General features: G+C 74.1%; 2 protein-coding genes. Both read right to left on the reverse strand.

Going from position 1 to position 22585, the window contains the following annotated elements; genetic code table 11:
- Positions 1 to 16: 16 nt before the first annotated feature.
- A complete protein-coding gene (locus AB0C26_RS06850) occupies positions 17 to 12127 on the reverse strand; it encodes a type I polyketide synthase (RefSeq protein ID WP_360242645.1) in 12111 nt (4036 codons plus the stop codon).
- Positions 12128 to 12174: 47 nt separating this feature from the next.
- On the reverse strand, positions 12175 to 22563 hold the full coding sequence (locus AB0C26_RS06855) for an SDR family NAD(P)-dependent oxidoreductase (RefSeq protein WP_360242648.1): 10389 nt from the start codon (positions 22561 to 22563) through the stop codon (positions 12175 to 12177).
- Positions 22564 to 22585: the final 22 nt, after the last annotated feature.

Consider the following 22585-nt stretch of genomic DNA (forward strand, 5'->3'; position numbering starts at 1 on the left):
GCCCCGGCGGGACGGCTCATGATCGGCCGAGCTCGGTGCGGATGAATGCGAACAGTTCCTCGTCGCTCGCCTCGTCCAGCCGTTCGCCGTCGCCCGCGGCGGCGCCCTGGTCGCCCCACTGCAGAAGCAGGCCGCGCAACCTTGTGGCGACCTTGGGCCGTACGGCGTCGCCGGCGGCCAGCCCGGCCAGCGTGGCCTCCAGCAGGTCGAGCTGCGCCAGCACGGGGGTGCCGGCTCGCGCGGTGTCCCGGCCGAGCTTGTCGTCCAGGAAGGCGGCCAGCGCCTGCGGGGTCGGATGGTCGAAGACCACCGTCGCCGGCAGCCGCAGGCCGGTGGCCTCGCTCAGCGCCCGGCGCATGTCCACCGAGGTCAACGAGTCGAACCCGAGGTCCTTGAAGGCCCGGTCGGCGGGGACCGGCTCGTCGGCCGGGTAGCCCAGCACCCCGGCGGCGGTGCGGCCGACCAGATCGACCAGCACCCGGGTCCGTTCCGCCGGTGGCAGGGCCGACAGCCGCCCGGACAGATCCGTGGCCGCGTCGCCGGCCGGTGGCGCGTCGGCCGCGCCGAGCACGGCCGCGACCTCGTCGATCTCCTCGATCAGCGGCTGGCGCCGGCTCATCGTGAAGCCGGGCACGAACCGGTCCCAGGCGATGTCCGCGACGATCATGCCGGGCGCGCCGGCACCGGCCGTCTCCGCCATGGCCGTCACCGCGACCTCGGGGTCCATCGGCACGACACCACGGCGGCTGAGCCACGCGGCGGCCGGCCCCTGCGACATCCCGCCGCCGTCCCAGGCGCCCCACGCCACCGAGGTGGCGGGAAGGCCGGCCTGCCGGCGCATGGCGGCCAGACCGTCGAGATACGCGTTGGCCGCGGCGTAGCCACCCTGGTTGCCGCTGCCCCACACGCCGGCGATCGAGGAGAAGAGCACGAACGCGTCCAGGTCGCGGTCAGCGGTCAGCTCGTGCAGGTTGCGCGCCGCCACGACCTTGGCCCGCAGCGCCGCGTCGAGCTCGCCGGGGGTCAGCTCGGCCAGCGGACCGGTCTCGAGCACGCCGGCGGTGTGCACCACCGCGGTCAGGGGCAGCTCGGGTGGAAGGTCGTCGAGGACGGCGGCCAGGGCGGCGCGGTCGGTGACGTCGCACGCCGTCACGGTGACCCGCGCCCCGGCGGCGGTCAGCTCGGCCGCCAGCTCGGCCGAGCCCTCGGCCCGGTCGCCGCGACGGCTCAGAAGCAGCAGATGCTCGGCGCCGGCCTCCGCCAGCCATCGAGCGGTACGGCCACCGAGCGCGCCGGTCCCGCCGGTGACCAGCACGGTGCCCGCCGGCCGCCACGGCCGTGCCGGCGGTTGCGGCCGGGTGCGGCGCAGGCGCCGGCCGTACGCGGCGTCACCGCGCAGCGCGATCTGATCCTCGGGTGCGCCGACCGCGCAGGGCAGCAGGCGCGCGCCGGCGGCGGAGGGCGGAAGGTCGACCAGGCCACCCCAGCGGTCGGGATGCTCCAGCGCGGCGACGCGGCCGAGTCCCCAGACCGCGGCCTGCCACGGGTCGACCGGGGTGTCGTCGCCGGGTGCGGCCACCGCGCCCCGGGTGACGCACCACAGCGGCGCCGGGACACCGGCGTCGCCGAGCGCTTGGACGACGGTGACGAGCATGGCGAGGGCGGCATGCCCCGCCTCGGGCGAAGCGAGGAGGAGGACCCCGGCGGGCGCCTCGTCGCGCAACCGCGCGGCGAGACTCGGCCGGGTCTCGTCGGCGGCGACGGCGAGGACGGAGAGGTCACAGCCAGCGGTGGGAAAGGCGTCGGCGCAGACGTCCGTGAGGGGGTCGCCGGGGACGGCGAGGGCCAGCCATCGACCGGGCGCCGGCGCGGGAAGACCCGCGATCGGGGCCCAGTCGATCTCGTACCGCCACGAGGACCCGTCGGCGCGAGCCGGCGCGGGGAGGGCGGGCCAGTAGGTGCGGTGCTGGAACGGATAGGTGGGCAGGTCGACCGGACCTCGATCCGGCACGATCGCCGCCCAATCCACCGGCACACCACTCGACCACAGGCGGCCAACACCAGCCAGCAGAGTCCGCACCTCATCCCGGCCCCGGCGCAGCAACCCCACCGCATCGCCGTCGATCAACCCCGCCAGGACCGTGTCCGGGCCGACTTCCACCCAGTGGCTCACATCAGATCCGGCGGCGATCGCGTCGGCGAAACGCACGGTCGCCCTTACCTGATCGACCCAGTAGGCCGCAGAAGTCACGTCACCGCTAGCCAGCACCGGGATGCGGGGCGGGTGGAAGGTCAGCTGCTCACACACTGAGGCGAACTCGGCCAGCATCGGCTCCATCAACGGCGAATGAAACGCATGACTAACCGTCAGCCACCGCACCCGCCGATCCCCAACGACCCTGCGCACCCCGGCCTCGTCACCGGACACCACCACCGACCGGACAGCGTTCACCGCGGCGATCGACACCAACGGCTCGCCGTCGATCAGCTCGGCGAGCTCAGCCTCGGTGGCTTCAACCGCGGCCATCACCCCACCGGCCGGGAGCGCTTGCATCAGGCTTGCTCGGGCCACCACCAACCGGCACGCATCTTCCAGGGACAACACCCCGGCGACATGCGCAGCACTGATCTCCCCGACCGAATGACCCACCACGACGGCCGGGCGAACATTCCACGACTCCAACAACCGGAACAGAGCCACCTCAAAGGCGAACAGGCCCGGCTGCGCCCACCCCGTCGCCGTGACCGCCTCAGGATCATCGCCGTAAAGAACATCCCCCAAGCCGGGGAAATATGCAGAAATCTCGGCCAAGGTGTCTCGGAAGACGTCGAACCGCTGGAGCTGCTCACCCATCCGCCACCGCTGCGCACCCTGACCCGAGAACACGAACCCCAGCTCCGGCTCCGCCACAGCAGCCGTCGGCACTACCTCAGCCAGACCGGCCGCCGCCTCGTCGCGGTCCCCCGCCACGACCACCGCCCGGTGATCGAGCGCCGCCCGGCTCCGGATCAGCCCGCCGGCCACGAGGGAGATGTCCGCCGTCTCGAGCAGGCTCCGCAGCCGAGTGGCCCCCGCGCGCACCGCCTCGGCCGACCGACCGGAAACGATTAGCGGCCACGGCCCCTTCTCGGCGGGCCTGGCAGCTTCCGGCTCCTCGCCTTGCTCCAGGATCAGGTGGGCGTTGGTGCCCGAGATACCGAACGAGGACACGGCCGCCCGGCGCGGACGCCCCGGCCGCGGCCACTCCCGCGCCGAGGTCAACAGCTGCACGGCACCCGCCGACCAATCCACCAACGGCGACGGCTCATCCACATGCAACGTCGACGGCAACACCCCATACCGCATCGCCATCACCATCTTGATCACACCAGCCACACCAGCCGCCGCCTGGGTATGGCCGATGTTCGACTTGATCGACCCCAGCCACAGCGGCTCGTCACGATCCGCGCCATACGTGGCCAGCAACGCCTGCGCCTCAATCGGATCACCCAACTTGGTGCCCGTCCCATGCGCCTCCACCGCATCCACATCGGAGGGTTCCAACCCAGCCGACGCCAACGCCGCACCGATCACCCGCTGCTGCGACGGACCATTCGGCGCCGTCAAACCGTTCGACGCACCATCCTGATTGACCGCCGACCCCCGCACAATCGCGAAAACCCGCCGCCCGTTGCGCCGGGCGTCCGACAGCCGCTCCAACACCAGCACGCCGACACCCTCAGCCAACACCGTCCCATCGGCCCCCTCCGAAAAGGCACGACACCGGCCATCCGACGACAACCCACCCTGACGCTCAAACTCCTCCAACACCAACGGCGACGCCATCACCGTCACCCCACCCGCCAACGCCAACGACGACTCACCACCACGCAACGACTGCGCCGCCAAATGCACCGCCACCAACGACGACGAACACGCCGTATCCACCACCACCGCCGGACCCTCGAACCCGAACGAATACGACACCCGGCCGGCGATCACGCTGGTCGCGTTGCCGGTCATCACGTGCCCACCGGAGTCGTGCTCAGAGGCGCGCAACGCCAGCGCGTAGTCGCTGCCGGAGACGCCGATGAAGACACCGGTACGGCTGGCGGCCAGCGACGTCGGATCGATGCCCGCGCGTTCCAGCCCCTCCCACGACGTCTCCAGCAGCAACCGCTGCTGCGGATCCATCGCCAGCGCCTCCCGCGGCGAGATCCGGAACAGCTCCGCGTCGAACTCGGCCGCCGCGGTGAGGAACCCGCCGTGCCAGGCGCGGTCCCAGCCCCGGTCCGGCGGCGCCGCCGAGACGGCGTCCGCCCCGGACGCGATCACGTCCCACAGCGCCTCGGGCGAGCCCACCCCGCCGGGGAACCGGCATGCCATGCCGACCACGGCGATCGGCTCGTCCACCGCGGCCGGCGCGGGCGGCGTGGCGATCGCCGGGGCCTCGCCGTCGAGGCCCATTTCACCGTCGAGGCCCATTTCTCCGTCGAGGCCCAGCTCGCCGTCGAGATGGCGGGCGAGCGCGACCGGGCTCGGGTAGTCGTAGATGAGGGTCGCCGGCAACCGCAACCCGGTCGCGGTGCGCAGCCGGTTGCGCAGGTCGACAGCGGAGACGGAGTCGAAGCCGAGCTCGGTGAAGGGCCGCCGGGCGTTCACCGCGTCCGCCCCGGTGTGACCCAGGATCGCCGCCGCCGTGGCGCGGACCAGGTCGGCCAGGTGACGCCGGCGTTCGTCGGCGGGCCGGCCGGCCAGCCGGGTGCGCAGGTCGCCGGCGCCCGGCGCGACGTCCGCGGGCTCGGCCCGGCCCCGGTCGGCCGGCAGGCTGATCACCTCGGGGATCTCGGCGAAGAGGGGATTGGGCCGGACCGCGGTCATGGCGACGTAGTAGCGGTCCCAGCGGGTGTCGGCGACCAGGGTGAGCGTCTCGTCGTGGTCGAGCACCTGCTCGAGGGCGGTCAGCGCGAGCCGCGGCTCGATCGCCGGCACACCGTGCCGGTCGAGCAGGTCCTTGACCGCGCCGGTGGCCATTCCGGTGCCCGCCCACGCGCCCCAAGCGACAGTGGTCGCGGGCAGGCCGAGCGAGCGGCGGTGCTGGGCCAGCGCGTCGAGATACGCGTTGCCGGGCACGTAGTTGCCCTGGCCGGGGGCGCCGACCGTGGCGCCGGCCGACGACAGCAGCACGAAGGCGGACAGGTCCCGGCCGGCGGTGAGCTCGTGCAGGTGACGGGCGGCGGTCATCTTGGCCCGCAGCACCCGGTTCACCTGCTCCGGGGTGAGGGTGTCGATCAGGCCGTCGTCCAGGACCCCGGTCGCGTGGAAGACCGCGTCCAGCGGCTGGTCGACGGGGATGTCGGCGAGCAGCCGCTCCAGGGCCGCCCGGTCGGCGACGTCGCAGGCGACGATCGTGACCTCGGCGCCGAGGCCGGTCAGTTCCGCCGCGAGTTCGCCCGCGCCCTCGGCGCCGGCCCCGCGCCGGCTGGTCAGCACGATGCGGGGCGCGCCGTGACCGGCCGCCCAGCGGGCGACGTGGGCGCCGATGGCGCCGGTCCCGCCGGTGATCAGGACCGTTCCGGCGGGCTGCCACCGGCGGATCGCCGGCGCGCCGTCGAGCGGGGCCCGGACCAGGCGGCGGGCGAGCAGGCCGGACGGGCGGGCGACGATCTGGTCCTCGGCCGAGGAGCCGGCGATGTGCCGCAGAAGGTCCTCCCGGAGCGCGGGGGCCGGGCTCTCCGGCAGGTCGGCCACGCCGCCCCAGCGGTCCGGGTGTTCGAGCACCATCACTCGGCCGAAGCCCCAGACCGGGGCCTGGGCCGGGTGGCGCAGCGGATCGCCGGTCCCGGTGGTGACCGCGGCCCGGGTGAGACACCACAGCCGGGTGTCGATGCCGGCGTCGCCGATCGCCTGGACGAGGGCGACCGTGGCGGCGAAGCCGTACGGAACGTCGGAGTGGCCGGGCGCCGGCGTGTCGTCGAGGGTGAGCAGGGACAGCACGCGGTCGACCGGACCGGCCGCGGCCGCGTCGGCCACCAGCGTGGCCAGGGACGCGCGGGCGGCGTCCCGGGGTATGTCGATCCGCTCCACCCGCGCACCGAGCCGGGCCAGGTCGGCCGCGAACGTCTCGGCCGTCTCGTTCTCCCCGGCGGGTGCCAGGAGCAGCCACCGGCCGGTGACCGGGGCCGGGTCCGGGCGCAGCGGGCGCCAGGCGACCCGGTACCGCCAGGAGTCGATGACCTGCTCGTCGCGGTGCGTGCGGCGCCACGACGCGAGCGCCGGGAGCAGCCGGCGCAGGGCGTCCTCGTTCTCCGAGCCGAGCCGTCCGGCGAGGAGCCCGGCGTCGGCGCGATCGACCGCCGACCAGAACCAGTCGCCGGCCGGGTCCGTGTCCCCCGCGGCCGTCCGGGCCGGGGCCGACAGCCAGTACCGGTCCCGCTCGAACGGGTAGGTGGGCAGCTGGGGAAGTGGGGAATCCGCGGAGCCCAGCACGGCCGTCCAGTCGACCGGCACGCCACGGACGTAGGCCTCGGCCGCCGCGGTCTCGAACTCGCGGACGTCGTCGCCGTCGCGGCGCAAGGTCCGGGCGAGGACGACCTCGTCGCCGTCGCCGTGCTCCTCGGCGACCGCGAGGACGGCCGCGCCGAGCACGGGGTGCGAGCTGACCTCGATGAAGGTGCGGAAACCGGCGTCCAGCGCGGCCCGGACGGCGGGCGCGAATCGGACCGTTCCGCGCAGGTTGCGGTACCAGTAGCCGGCGTCGGCGACCTCACCGGCGTCCCCAGTGGTGTCCTCGGTCGTGGAGAAGAACGGCAGCCGCGCCGGCCGGGCGGTGACCGGGGCGAGCGCCTCGGCCAGCGCGTCCCGAATCTCCTCGACGTGGGCCGAGTGGGAGGCGTAGTCGACCGCGATCCGCCGGGCCCGCACGCCGTCGGCCGCGCAAACCGCCAGCAGTTCGTCGACCGCCTCGGGCTCACCGGCCACGACGACGGCGCCGGGCGCGTTCTCGGCGGCCAGCGAGAGACGGTCGCGCCGGCCGGCGAGCAGGCGCTCGGCCTCGGCCGGCCGGCAGGAGACCGAGGCCATCGCTCCGCGACCGGAGAGGGCGAGCAGGATGCGGCTGCGCAGGGCCACCACGCGGGCACCGTCGGCCAGGTCGAGCGCACCGGCGACGCAGGCCGCGGCGATCTCGCCCTGGGAGTGGCCGATCACCGCGGCCGGTGCCACGCCGGCGGCCCGCCAGAGCTCGGCCAGCGCCACCATGACGGCCCAGGAGGCGGGTTGCACGACGTCGACCCGGTCCAGCGACGGCGCCCCCGGCTCCTGCCGCAGCACCGCGGCGAGCGACCAGTCGACGTACGGGGACAGGGCCTGCTCACAGCGGTCGGCGGCGGCCCGGAAGACCGGGGACCGGTCGAGCAACCCGGCGGCCATGCCGGCCCATTGGGCGCCCTGGCCCGGGAAGACGAAGACGGCCGGCCCGGCCGTCACGGCCTCGCCCGTCACGAGGTCCGGATCGGGCTCGCCGCTGGACAGCGCGGTCAGGGCGCGGCGGCGGCCGGGCCCGTCGGCCAGCACGACGGCCCGGTGCTCGAGGGCGGCCCGCCCGGTGACCAGGGCTCGTGCCACCGCGTCGGCGCCGGCCTCGCCGTCCGCCCACGGGGCCAGCCGGTCGGCCTGGCGGCGCAGCGCGGCCTCACCGCGGGCGGAGAGCACCCACGGGACGTCCGCCGTTCCCGGGAAGAGCCCGGGCTGTGCGGGTGCCGCGGGCGTGGGATCGGTGGGCGGTTCCTCCAGGACGACGTGCGCGTTGGTGCCGCTCACCCCGAACGCGGAGACGGCCGCTCGCCGGGCCCGGCCGGTGCCGGGCCACTCGCGCGCCTCCCGCAGCAGCCGGACGGTGCCCGCCGACCAGTCGACGTGCGGGCTCGGCTCGTCGGCGTGCAGGGTGCGTGGCAGCACGCCGTTGCGCATCGCCATGATCATTTTGATGACGCCGGCCACACCGGCCGCGGCCTGGGTGTGCCCGATGTTCGACTTGACCGAGCCGAGCCAGAGCGGGCGCTCGGTGTCCCGCCGGCGGCCATAGGTGGCCAGCAGCGCCTCGGCCTCGATCGGGTCGCCCAGGGTGGTGCCGGTGCCGTGCGCCTCGACCGCGTCCACATCGGACGCCCGCAGCCCGCCGGCCGCGAGGGCCTGCCGGATCACCCGCTGCTGGGCTGTGCCGTTCGGCGCGCTCAGCCCGTTGCTCGCCCCGTCCGAGTTCACCGCCGAGCCGCGGATGACCCCCAGCACCGGGTGCCCGTTGCGGCGCGCGTCCGAGAGCCGCTCCAGCAACAACACACCGGCGCCCTCGCCCCACCCCGTGCCGTCGGCGCCGGCCGAGAACGCCTTGCACCGGCCGTCGGCCGCGAGCCCGCGCTGACGGGAGAACTCGACGAACTCGACCGGCGTGGCCATCACGGTCACCCCTCCGGCCAGCGCCATCGAGCACTCGCCGCGCTGCAGGGACTGCGCGGCCAGGTGCAGCGCGACCAGCGACGACGAGCAGGCGGTGTCGACGGTGAGGGCCGGCCCGGCGAGGCCGAAAGTGTAGGCGACCCGCCCGGAGACGACGCTGAGCGCGTTGCCGGTGAGCAGATGCCCCTCCAGCCCTTCCGGCGTCTCGGTCAGGTCGCTGCCGTAGTCGCGGCCGGCCACTCCGGCGAAGACGCCGGTGCGCGAGCCCCGCATCGACAGCGGGTCGATGCCGGCCCGTTCGAACGCCTCCCAGCTGATCTGGAGGATCAGCCGCTGCTGGGGGTCCATGGCCAGGCTCTCGCGCGGCGACAGCCCGAACAGCGCGCCGTCGAACTCGGCGGCACCGTAGAGGAATCCGCCCTCGCGCGTGTAGCTGGTGCCGGGGTGTTCCGGGTCCGGGTGGTAGAGCCGGTCGAGATCCCAGCCCCGGTCGGCCGGGAATCCGCCGATCGCGTCGCCGCCGGTGTCGACGAGCTGCCACAGCTGCTCGGGTGACTCGACCCCGCCGGGATAGCGGCAGGCCATCGCGACGACGGCGATCGGCTCGTCCGGCCGGGCCGCCGTGGGCGGCGCGTCGTCGTCCGGCTCCTCGCCGGCCAGCACGGCGGCCAGGTGGGCGGCCAGTTCGCCGGGGGTCGGGTGGTCGAAGACCAGCGACGCCGGCAGGGTCAGGCCGGCGGCCGCGGCCAGGCGGTCGCGCAGCTGCACGGCCGAGAGCGAGGTGAAGCCGAGCTCGCGGAACGCCAGGTCGGGGTCGACGGCGGCGGCCGAGCGATGGTCGAGCACGACGGCGGCCTCGCCCCGCACCAGGTCGAGCAGCACGCGATGCCGGCCGGCCGGATCGAGCCCGGCGAGACGGGCCGACAGGGCCGGGGCCACGGCCGGCGGCTCGGCGGCGGGCGGCTCCGGGGTGCCGCCCTCGTCGCCGGACCGGCTGTCGTCGGTGAGCCAGTAGTGCTCGCGCTGGAAGGGGTAGGTGGGCAGGTCGACGATCCGGCCGCCGGTGGCGGCGTGGACGCGGGCCCAGTCCACCGGGACCCCGCGCTCGAAGAAACGGGCCAGCGCCGCGGCGACCGCAACCGCCTCGTCCCGGTCGGACCGCAACACCGGCACGAACTCGGCGTCCGGCACGCTGTCGCGGCCGAGCGGGGTCAGTACGGCGTCCGGCCCGATCTCGGCGAAGGTGCCGGCTCCCCGCCCGGCGGCGGCCACGACGGCGTCGGCGAAGCGGACGGTGCCGCGCACCTGACGCACCCAGTGGTCGGGGTCGGCCAGCCGGGCCCGGTCGATCGGCGTTCCGGTCACTGTGGACACGATCGGCACCACCGGCTCGGCGATGCTGACCTCGGCGGCGACCGCGCGGAAGGCGTCGAGCATCGGGTCCATGTGCGCCGAGTGGAAGGCGTGACTGACGGTCAGCCGCCGGGTGCGGCGCCCCCGCTCGGCGAAGCCGGCGGCGATCGCCGTGACCGTCTCCTCGTCGCCGGAGAGCACGACCGCCTCCGGCCCGTTCACCGCCGCGAGGCTCACCCGGCCGTCCGCCGCGGCGAGCGCCTCGGCCGCCTCGGCCTCGGTGGCCCGCACCGCGATCATCGCGCCGCCGGCCGGGAGCCGCTGCATGAGCCGTCCTCGCGCCGTGACCAGGCGGGCGGCGTCGGCCAGCGAGAGCGCGCCGGCGGCGTGCACGGCGGCCAGTTCCCCGATGGAGTGCCCGACGACCACGTCGGGGTGGATGCCCCAGGACGCGAGGAGGCGGAACAGCGCGACCTCGACCGCGAACAGGCCGGCCTGGGTGTGCACGGTCCGCGACAGCGACTCGATGTCGCCGCCGGCGATGATCGACCGGATCGGCGACTCGAGGTGGGCGTCGAGCGCCTCGCACACCTCGTCGAAGGCGGCGGCGAAGGCGGGGTGGACGGCGTAGAGGCGGCTGCCCATGCCGAGCCGCTGCGCGCCCTGGCCGGTGAACAGGAAGGCGGTGCCGCCCGGGTCGCGGCGCAGCGGCTCGGCCGCCGGCCCGTCGGCCACGGCGGCGAGCCGGCTCGTCAGGTCGTCGCGGCCGGTGGCGGCGAAGCCGGTCCGGTAGCGGAACGCCGAGCGGGCGGTGGCGAGGGTGCGGGCGACGTCGGCCGGGTCGGCGTCCTGGCCGATCAGCTGCCGGGCCTGCGCCCTCAGGGCCTCCGGGGTGCGCGCGGAGAGCACCACCGGCACGGCCGGCGGTTCCGGCCGCGGCCCGGCCGGCGCCTCGGCCCGCGGGGCCTGTTCGAGCACGACGTGCGCGTTCGTGCCGCTGATGCCGAACGACGAGACCGCGCACCGCCGGACGTCGCCGTCCTTCGCCCACGGCCGCGCCTCGGTCAGCAGCCGCAGCTCGCCGGCCGACCAGTCGACGTGCGGGGTCGGCTCGTCCGCGTGCAACGTGCGCGGCAGCACGCCCTCGCGCATGGCCGCGATCATCTTGATCACGCCGGCCACCCCGGCCGCGGCCTGGGTGTGCCCGATGTTCGACTTCACCGAGCCCAGCCAGAGCGGCCGGGACCGCTGCCGCCCGTACGCCGCGAGCAGCGCGTCGGCCTCGATCGGATCGCCCAGCGCGGTGCCCGTGCCGTGCGCCTCCACCGCGTCGATGTCGCCCGGGGTGAGCTGGGCGTCGTCGAGCGCCTGGCGGATCACCCGCTGTTGCGACGGGCCGTTCGGCGCGGTCAGCCCGTTGGAGGCGCCGTCGGAGTTGATCGCGCTACCGCGGATCAGCCCGAGGACGCGGCGGCCGTTGCGGCGCGCGTCGGAGAGACGTTCGAGCAGCAGCACACCGGCGCCCTCGCCCCACCCGGTGCCGTCGGCCGAAGCGGCGAACGCCTTGCAGCGGCCGTCGGGGGCCAGGCCACGCTGGCGGGAGAACTCCTGGAAGAGCCGGGGTGTGGCCATCACGGTGGCGCCGCCGGCGATCGCCAGGTCGCATTCGCCACCGCGCAGAGCGCGCACCGCGAGGTGCAGCGCCACCAGCGACGACGAGCAGGCCGTGTCGACGGTCAGGACCGGGCCCTCCAGCCCGAAGGTGTAGGCGATCCGGCCGGACGCGACGCTGGTGGTCACGCCGGTGAGCAGATTGCCCTCCAGCCAGGCCGGCGGCCGGGCCAGGGAGACGCCGTAGTCCTGGTCGGCGACCCCCACGAAGACGCCGCCGCGGCTGCCGCGGACCGCGCGCGGGTCGATGCCGGCCCCTTCGAACAGCTCCCACGACGTCTCCAGCAGCAGCCGTTGCTGCGGGTCCATGGCGAGCGCCTCGCGCGGCGAGATGCCGAAGAAGCCCGCGTCGAAGGCGCCCGCGTCGCGCAGGAAGCCGCCGTGCCGGGTGACCGAGGAGCCGGGCCGGTCGGGATCCGGGCCGAACAGCGCGCCGAGGTCCCAGCCGCGGTCCTCGGGGAACGTCGTCACCGCGTCGACACCGTCACCGACCAGCCGCCACAGGTCCTCGGCGCTGCCGACGCCGCCCGGGTACCGGCACGCCGTGGCCACCACCGCGATCGGCTCGTGGGTCCGTGACTCCATCTCCAGCAGCCGCTGCCGGGTCTTGTGCAGATCGGCGGTGACCCGCTTGAGGTAGTCGACCAGCTTTTCCTCGTCAGCCACGGGTTCAGCTCCATCTCGCCGCGGCGCGCGAACGCCGGCGGGCACGGTCAGTTCAAGCCGCCCAGTTCGCTGTCGATGAAGGCGAGGACCTCGTCGGCCGAGGCCGACGACAGGTCCTGAACGGCCACCGCGGACCCGGTGTCCGCGCCGATGCCGTCCAGCTTTCCCAAGAGCCCTTGCAGACGGCTTGTGAGCCGGGCGTGGACCGGGTCGCCGGCACCGAGCCGGGTCACGATCGCCTCCACGGCGTCGAGCGCCGCCCAGGCCTGTTCGGCCGGGTCGGCTCCGGCGCACAGCAGGCCGTGCAGGTGTTCCGCGACCGCGGCCGGTGTCGGGTGGTCGAAGGCCAGCGCGGCGGGCAGGCGCACCCCGGTGGCCGCCGCGAGCCGGTTGCGCAGCTCGACGGAGGTGAGCGAGTCCATGCCCATCTCCTTGAACGCGCGCTCCGGCTCGACCTCGGCGGCCGAGGCGTGGCCGAGTACACCGGCCGTCTCGCCGCGGACGAGCTCCAGCAGGTCGGCGAGTTGCTCGGCGCCGTCGCGGCCGGCCAGCCTCTGCGCCCAGGGCACCGCCGAGGGCGTTCCGACGGGCACCGCCGCGGGCCGGCGGCCGATCAGGTCGCTCAGGACGGCCGGCACCTCGCCCGCGTCGCGCCCGCGCAACGCCGCCAGGTTCATCCGGATCGGGGCGAGCACCGGCTCGTCGGCGGTGCTCGCGGCGTCATAGAGGAACAGGCCCTGCTCGGGCGTGAGCGGCACCAGACCGGACCGGCTCAGCCGGGCGCTGTCGCGCTCGCCCAAGGCCGCGGTCATCCCGCCGGCCTCGGCCGCCCAGGGCCCCCAGGCGAGCGAGCGGGCGGGCAGGCCGCGGGCCTGCCGATGCGCGGCCAGGGCGTCGAGATACGCGTTGGCGGCGGCGTAGTTGGCCTGTCCCGGGCTGCCGAGCGTGGCGGCGGCGGCCGAGTAGAGCACGAACAGGTCGAGGTCGAGGTGCGCGGTCCGGCGGTGCAGGTTCCAGGCGCCGTCCACTTTGGGCCGGGACACCGCCGCAAGCCGCTCCGGGGTGAGCGACATGAACAGCCCGTCGTCGAGCAGGCCGGCGGCGTGCACCACGCCGCGCAGCGGGCGATCGCCGGGGATCCGGCGCAGGACCTCGGCCAGCCTTTCATCGTCCGCGACGTCACAGGCCACCACCGTGACGTCGGCGCCCGCCGCCACCAGCTCGGCGCTCAGGCCGGCGGCGCCCGGCGCGTCCGGCCCCCGACGGCTGGTCAGCACCAGGTTCCGCACGCCGTGCCGGGTGACCAGATGCCGGGCCAGGCACGCGCCGAGGGCTCCCGTCCCCCCGGTGATCAGCACGGTCCCGTCCGTCCGCAGCGCGCGCGGCATGGTCAGCACCGCCTTGCCGATGAGTTCGGCGCGGCTCAGGGCCCGCAGCGCGGCCGGCGCCCGCCGCACGTCCCACGCGGTCAGCGGAGGCAACCGCAGCGCGCCAGCGGCGAACAGGCGCAGCAGCTCGGCGTACATCTGAGCGATGCGATCCGGCCCGGCCTCACGGGTGTCGAAGGCCTGGTAGCGCACGCCGGGGTGAGCACGCGCGACGGTCTCCGGGTCGCGGACGTCGGTCTTGCCCATCTCGAGGAACCGGCCGCCCGGGCCGAGCAGGCGCAGCGACGCGTCGACGAACTCGCCGGCGAGCGAGTCGAGCACCACGTCCACGCCGCGGCCGCCGGTCGCGGCTCGGAACCGCTCCTCGAAGCCGAGGTCGCGGGAGGAGGCGATGTGGTCAGCGAGCAGGCCGGCGGCCCTCAGCGCGGGCCACTTGCCGGGGCTCGCGGTCGCGAAGACCTCCGCGCCCAGGTGCTGGGCCAGCTGCACGGCCGCGGTGCCCACGCCACCGGCGCCGGCGTGGATCAGGACCCGGTCCCCCGGCTTCACACCGGCCAGATCGACCAGGGCGTAGTAGGCGGTCAGGAAGGTGATGGGCGTCGCGGCGCCCGCGGCGAACGTCCACTCCTCCGGCATCCGGAACAGCAGCCGGTGATCCGCCTCGGCCACCGGGGCGAAGGCCCCGTCGAGCAGCCCGGCGACGCGATCACCGGGCCGCAGCCCGATGACGCCCGGCCCGGTCTCGAGGACGACGCCGGCACCCTCCACGCCCAGGCTCACCTCGCCGGGATACATGCCCAGCACGGCCAGGACGTCACGGAAGTTGACCCCCGCCGCCCCCACCGCCACCCGGACGCGTCCGGCCGCCGGCGGCCCGGCGGGCGCGACAGCGGGCAGCAGGGCGAGACCGTCGAGCGTTCCGGGTTCATTGCCGGCCAAGTGCCAGTGGCCGTCCGGCACGGACAGCGGCGGGTCGCCGGCCGCGCGGACCAGACGTCGCGTGTAGGCGTGTCCCCGGCGCAGCGCCACCTCGGGCAGGCCGGCCGCGAGGACGGAGAGCAGCAGATCGGCCGAGAGCTCCGCGTCGGTGTCGACCAGCCGGATCCGGCCGGGATGCTCGGCCTGCGCCGAACGCAGCAGCCCCCAGCTCGCGGCGGCGGCCAGGTCGGCCGGGTCGTCGCCGGGACCGGTCGCGACGGCGTGCCTGGTCAGCACGGTCAGGCCGGTGCCGGCGAAGCGCTCGTCGGCCAGCCACTCCCGCACGATCCCGATCAGGTCCCCCGCCGTACGCCGCACCGCCTCGGGCTCCGGCCGGCCGTCACCGCAGCAGAGGACGGGCTGGGCGCCGCCCGCGGCCAACTTGTCGAGGTCGACGGTGGGCACGGGTATGCCCCACGGATTCGGGCCGACCACGGCGGCGGTCACGGACTCGCCCGGCGGCAGGGCGACGGGCTGCCACTCGATCCGGTACAGGTCGTCGCCGGTCGCCGCGGGGGCCGCCATCGGCCGTACGTCGAGCCGCTCCACCGACAGCACGGGCGCGCCGTCCGGCGCCGTGGCGGTGAGCGACAGCGTGCCGGCGTCCGGACGGCGCAGGCGCACGCGGAGCTCGGCGGCCCCGCGGCGATACACGGAGACGCCCCGCCAGGCGAACGGCACCCGCGCGCCGGATTCCCCGTCGTCGCCGAGCACGGCGGGATGCAGGGCACCGTCGAGCAGGGCCGGATGAATCGCGAACGCGGCGGCCTCCTCGGCGGCGACCGCGACCTCGGCCAGCAGGTCGTCCCCGGTCCGCCAGACCCGGCGCACGGCGCGGAAGGCCGGCCCGTAGCCCAGGCCGAGCGCGGTGAGGCGGGCGTACACCTCCTCCGGGTCCAGCGGCTCGGCCCCGGCGGGCGGCCACGGGCCGGCGGTCGTCCCGGGCGTCGGCGTGGCCGAGGTGAGCAGGCCACCGGCGTGGCGCTGCCAAGGGGCGTCCGCGCCGCGCTGGGCGTAGAGCTCGACCGGGCGGTCCCCGGCGGGGTCCGGGCCGCGGACGACCACGTGGAGGCGGACGTCCCCGTCGTCGAGGACCAGCGGCGCGTCCAGGGTGAGCTCGGCCAGCGTGGGGCAGCCGGCCTGGGCCCCGGCGGTCAGCAGCAGATCGGCGATCGCCGCGCCTGGGACGACGACGGAGCCCAGGACGGTGTGGTCGGTCAGCCAGGGCTGAGCGGCCGGGGAGAAGTGTCCGGTGAAGCGCACGTCGTCGCCGTCGGGGGTCGGTACCAGGACGGTCAGGGCCGGGTGGCCGGTGGCGGCCAGGCCGTGGCCGGTCACGTCGGTGAGGCGGCGCGATGCCCGGGGCCAGTAGTGGCGGTGCTGGAACGCGTAGGTCGGCAGGTCCACCGGACCCCGATCCGGCACGATCGCCGCCCAATCCACCGGCACACCACTCGACCACAGGCGGCCGACACCAGCCAGCAGAGTCCGCACCTCATCCCGGCCCCGGCGCAGCAACCCCACCGCATCGCCGTCGATCAACCCCGCCAGAACGGTGTCCGGACCGACCTCCACCCACTGGCTCACATCAGACCCGGCGGCGATCGCGTCGGCGAAACGCACGGTCGCCCGCACCTGCTCAACCCAGTAGGCCGCAGAAGTCACGTCACCACCCGCCAACACCGGGATCCGGGGCTGGTTAAAGGTCAGCTGCTCACACACCGAGGCAAACTCGGCCAACATCGGCTCCATCAACGGCGAATGAAACGCATGACTAACCCTCAGCCACCGCACCCGCCGATCCCCAACAACCCTGCGCACACCCGCCTCGTCACCGGACACCACCACCGACCGGACAGCGTTCACCGCGGCGATCGACACCAACGACTCGCTCTCCACCAGCTCAGCAAGCTCGGCCTCGCTGGCCTCCACCGCGGCCATCACCCCACCCGCCGGCAACGCCTGCATCAGACTCGCCCGGGCCGCCACCAACCGGCACGCATCCTGAAGAGACAACACCCCGGCGACATGCGCAGCACTGATCTCCCCGATCGAATGACCCACCACGACCGCCGGGCGAACATTCCACGACTCCAACAGCCGAAACAGAGCCACCTCAAACGCGAACAGGCCCGGCTGCGCCCAACCCGTCGCCGTGACCGCCTCAGGATCATCGCCGTAAAGAACAGCGTCCAAACCCGGGAAATGGGCAGAAATCTCGGCCAAGGTGTCCCGGAAGACGTCGAACCGCTTGAGCTGCTGCCCCATCCGCCACCGCTGCGCACCTTGACCCGAGAAGACGAACCCCAGCTCCGGCTCCGCCACAGCAGCCGTCGGCACTACCTCAGCCAGACCGGCCGCCGCCTCGTCGCGGTCCCCCGCTACGACCACCGCCCGGTGATCGAGCGCCGCCCGGCTCCGGATCAGCCCGGCGGCCATGTCGGCCACGTCGACCGCGTCCAGGCGATCGGCCAGGCGGACGGCCTGCTCGCGCACCGCCTCCGGCGACCGACCGGAAACGATCAGCGGCCACGGCCCCTCGACGGCCGGCTCGGCAGCCTCCAGCTCCTCACCCTGCTCCAGGATCAGATGGGCGTTGGTGCCCGAGATACCGAACGACGACACTCCCGCCCGGCGCGGACGATCCGACCGCGGCCACTCCCGCGTCGAGGTCACCAGCTCCACCGACCCCGCCGACCAATCCACGACGGGCGACGGCTCATCCACATGCAACGTCGACGGCAATACGCCGTGCCGCATGGCCATGACCATTTTGATCACGCCGGCTACACCGGCCGCGGCCTGGGTGTGGCCGATGTTCGATTTGACCGATCCCAACCACAGGGGCTCGTCACGGTCCGCGCCATACGTTGCCAGCAACGCCTGCGCCTCGATCGGATCACCCAACCGCGTGCCCGTCCCGTGCCCTTCCACGGCGTCCACATCGGAGGTCTGCAACCCGGCCGACGCCAACGCCGCACCGATCACCCGCTGCTGAGACGGACCATTCGGCGCCGTCAACCCGTTCGACGCACCATCCTGATTGACCGCCGAGCCCCGCACGATCGCGAGAATCCGCCTCCCGTTCCGCCGGGCGTCCGACAACCGCTCCAGCACCAGCACGCCCACACCCTCACCCCAGCCCATGCCGTCGGCCGCCGCCGCGAACGACTTGCACCGGCCGTCCGGCGCGAGCCCGCCCTGCCGGGTGAACTCGACGAACGCCTCCGGCGTCGCCATCACCGTCACGCCGCCCGCCAGGGCCAGCGACGACTCCCCGCCGCGCAGCGACTGCGCCGCGAGGTGCATCGCCACCAGCGACGACGAGCACGCGGTGTCGACCGTGACCGCGGGTCCTTCGAGCCCGAGCACGTAGGCGAGCCGCCCCGACGCGACGCTGGCCGTGTTCCCGGTCAGCAGGTGACCGTCGGCCTCGGTGTCCGATCCGCGCAGGTGACCGGCGTAGTTCTGCTCCGACATGCCGACGAACACCCCGGCCGGCGTGCCGCGCAGCGCCGACGGGTCCATTCCGGCCCGCTCCACCGCCTCCCAGGCCACCTCGAGCAGCAGCCGCTGCTGCGGGTCCATGGCCAGGGCCTCGCGCGGCGAGATCCCGAAGAACGCCGCGTCGAAGCCGGCCGCGTCGGCCAGAAACGCACCTTCCCGCGCGCGGGACGCCAGCAGGTCGAGGTCCCATCCGCGGTCGGCCGGGAACGGCGCCACCGCGTCCGCCCCGTCGAGGAGCAGCCGCCAGAGATCCTCGGGCGAGTCGACGCCGGCCGGGAACCGGCAGGCCATACCGACGATGGCGATCGGCTCGTCCGCGACGGCACGGCCGGGCGCGGCCGGGGTCTCCGGTGCGGCACCGGCGATCAACCCGGTCAGGTGGTCGGCGAGACGCGCGGCGGTGGGGTGGTCGAAGACCAGCGTGCCCGACAGTGGCATCCCCGTCCGCCGGCTGAGCCGGTCACGGAGCTCCACGGCGGTCAGCGAGTCGAAACCCAGGTCGCGGAACGCCCGCTCGACGCCGACGAGCTCGGCCGACTCGTGGCCCAGGATCCGCGCCGCCTCCTCGCGGATCATCGTGAGCAGCTCGGCGTACCGCCGCTGCGGGGTCAGCCCGGCCAGGGCCGGCGGGCCGGCCGTGATCTCGGGGGCGACCGGCGGCCGCAACATCTCCGCCACCTCGGGCAATCCGGCCAGGAAGGGGCTGGGCCGCGCCACGGTGTACGTCGGGGCGAACCGCTCCCACGCGATGTCGGCGACGATCACGTACGCCCGGTCGCCGCGCGCGGCCCGGCCGAGTTCCTGGACCGCGGCCGCCGGCGCCATGGCCCGGACGCCGTTGCGCTCCAGCACCCGATCCGGTGCGGTGAGCGCCATCCCGGCACCGGCCCAGCTGCCCCAGGCGATCGAGGTGCCGGTCAGGCCCCGGGCACGCCGGCGCCGCGCGAGCCCGTCGAGGTAGCCGTTCGCCGCCGCGTATCCGGCGCCGCCCGCGTATCCCCAGGCCGCGGCGACCGACGAGTAGAGCACGAACGCGTCGAGCTCCCGGTCGCCGAGAAGCTCGTCGAGATGGGCCGCACCCACGGTCTTGGCGGTGAACACCTCGTCGGGGCCGGCCTCCAGGATCGGCCGGTACTCGCCCACCCCCGCCGTGTGGATCACCGCGGTCAGCGAGGACCCGATCCGATCGAGCAAGGCGGCCAGCGCCTCCCGGTCGGTGACGTCGCAGGCCGCCACGGTCACGCGTACGCCGGTCTCCTCGAGCTCGGCCCGCAACGCGTCCACGCCCTCGGCTCCGGGTCCCCGGCGGCTCGCGAGCACCAGATGCCCGGCGCCGTTACGGGCGAGCCAGCGCGCCGCGTGGGCACCGAGGGCTCCGGTACCGCCGGTGACCAGCACGGTGCCACGCGGCTTCCACGCGTGCTCGACCTCTGCGGTGACGCGGGCCAGCCGCCGGGCATACGCACCGTCGCTTCGCAGCGCCAGTTGATCCTCGGTGGACGCGGCGGTGACCTGACGGATGAGGCACTCGGCCACGGCCGGTTCCGAGCCGGCGGGCAGGTCGATCAGCCCGCCCCAGCGCCGCGGGTGTTCCAGCGCCGCGACCTGGCCCATCCCCCACACCGCCGTCTGCCACGGCCGTACCGTCTCGCCGGGTTCGATCGCGACCGCGCCGGTGGTGACCGACCAGAGCCGGCCGTCCACCTCGGCGTCGGCCAGCGCCTGCACGAGCGTGGTCAGCGCCGTCACCTCGGCGCGGTCGTCGGCGCCGGATCCGAGCCGGAGCACCCCCTCGGCGATCCGGCCGGCCAGGGCGTCCCGCACCCGGGCCGCCAGCGTGCCGCGCGACGTCCCGGCGTCGGCGACGAGCACGAGCGGCGTACGGCCGGTGGCCGCGAGCGCGGCCGCGCAGGGATCGGTGAGCTCGTGTCCCGGCGGGACGACGAGCAACCACACACCGTCGCCGTGTGTCTGCTCCGGCTCCTCGACGGCAGTCCAGCGCACGTCGTACCGCCATCCGGCACGGGAGGCACTCCGCGGGGCGGGCCAGTAGGTGCGGTGCTGGAACGGATAGGTGGGCAGGTCGACCGGACCCCGATCCGGCACGATCGCCGCCCAATCCACCGGCACACCACCCGACCACAGGCGGCCAACACCAGCCAGCAGAGTCCGCACCTCATCCCGATCCCGGCGCAGCAACCCCACCCCGTCGATCAACCCCGCCAGAACCGTGTCCGGGCCAACCTCCACCCACTGACTCACATCGGACCCGGCCGCGATCGCGTCCGCGAAACGCACCGTCGCCCGCACTTGCTCGACCCAGTAGGCCGCAGAAGTCACCTCACCACCCGCCAGAAGCGGGATCCGGGGCTGGTGGAAAGTCAGCTGCTCACACACCGAAGCGAACTCGGCCAACATCGGCTCCATCAACGGCGAATGAAACGCATGACTAACCGTCAGCCATCGCACCCGCCGATCCCCAACGACCCTGCGCACCCCGGCCTCGTCACCGGACACCACCACCGACCGGACAGCGTTCACCGCGGCAATCGACACCAACGACTCGCCCTCGATCAGCTCAGCAAGCTCGGCCTCGGTGGCCTCGACCGCGGCCATCACCCCACCGGCCGGCAACGCTTGCATCAGGCTTGCCCGGGCCGCCACCAACCGGCACGCATCTTCCAGGGACAACACCCCGGCGACATGCGCAGCACTGATCTCCCCGATCGAATGACCCACCACAACGGCCGGGCGAACATTCCACGACTCCAACAACCGGAACAGAGCCACCTCAAAGGCGAACAGGCCCGGCTGCGCCCACCCGGTCGCGGTCACCGCCTCGGCATCATCGCCGTAAAGAACATCCTCCAGGCCTGGGAAATATGCAGAAATCTCCGTCAAAGTGTCCCGGAAGACGTCGAACCGCTGGAGCTGCTGGCCCATCCGCCACCGCTGCGCACCCTGACCCGAGAACACAAACCCCAGCTCCGGCTCGGACTCCGCGCTGCCCGGCACCACCTCAGCCAGACCGGCCGCCGCTTCCGCCGGATCGGCGGCCACCACAACGGCACGATGCTCGAGCACCGCTCGGCCTCGAACCAACCCGCTGGCCATGTCGGAAATGTCGACCGTGTCCAGGACAGCGGCCAACCGCTCGGCCTGCTCCCGCACCACATCCGCCGTATGCCCAGAAATGATCAGCGGCACCGGCCCCGCACCAGCGGGCTCGGCAGCTTCCGGTTCCTCACCCTGCTCCAAGATCAGATGGGCGTTGGTGCCCGAGATACCGAACGATGACACCCCCGCCCGGCGCGGACGATCACCCGCCGGCCACGGACGCGACTGCCTCAACAACTCGACAGCACCCGCCGACCAATCCACCAACGGCGACGGCTCATCCACATGCAACGTCGACGGCAACACCCCATACCGCATCGCCATCACCATCTTGATCACACCAGCCACACCAGCCGCCGCCTGGGTATGGCCGATGTTCGACTTGATCGACCCCAGCCACAGCGGCTCGTCACGATCCGCGCCATACGTGGCCAGCAACGCCTGCGCCTCAATCGGATCACCCAACTTGGTGCCCGTCCCATGCGCCTCCACCGCATCCACATCGGAGGGTTCCAACCCAGCCGACGCCAACGCCGCACCGATCACCCGCTGCTGCGACGGGCCATTCGGCGCCGTCAAACCGTTCGACGCACCATCCTGGTTGACCGCCGACCCCCGCACGATCGCGAGAACCCGCCGCCCGTTGCGCCGCGCGTCGGACAGCTTCTCCAGCACCAGCACGCCGACACCCTCAGCCAACACCGTCCCATCGGCCCCCTCCGAAAAGGCACGACACCGGCCATCCGACGACAACCCACCCTGACGCTCAAACTCCTCCAACACCAACGGCGACGCCATCACCGTCACCCCACCCGCCAACGCCAACGACGACTCACCACCACGCAACGACTGCGCCGCCAAATGCACCGCCACCAACGACGACGAACACGCCGTATCCATCACCACCGCCGGACCCTCGAACCCGAACGAATACGACACCCGGCCGGCCAGGAAGCTCGTCGCCGTGCCCGACATCGACTCGCCGTCGTCGCCGCGCACCGCGCTGTACCACTCGCCGTTCGTCCCGGCGAACACGCCCGTGTCGGTGCCGCGCAACGACATCGGGTCGATGCCCGCGCGTTCCAGCCCCTCCCACGACGTCTCCAGCAGCAGCCGCTGCTGCGGATCCATCGCCAGCGCCTCCCGCGGCGAGATCCCGAACAGGGCGGGGTCGAACTCGCCCGCCTCGGCCAGGAACCCGCCCGGCCAGTCCCGGCTCCATCCGCGGGCCGGCGGCGGGCCGGACACCGCGCCGGATCCCGAGACCACCAGGTCCCACAAGGCCTCCGGCGAGCCCACCCCGCCGGGGAACCGGCAGGCCATGCCGACCACGGCGATCGGCTCGCGCGCCGCGTCGGCCATCTGCTGGTTCTGCCGGCGCAGGCGCTCGACCTCCCGAAGCGAGGTACGCAGCGCGTCGGCCACCTTGTCCGCGGAGTACGTCACTGTCCATCTCCACCCGGTGAGT

Origin of the sequence: Actinoplanes sp. NPDC048796, assembly GCF_040650035.1 — a bacterium.
GTDB lineage: Bacteria > Actinomycetota > Actinomycetes > Mycobacteriales > Micromonosporaceae > Actinoplanes.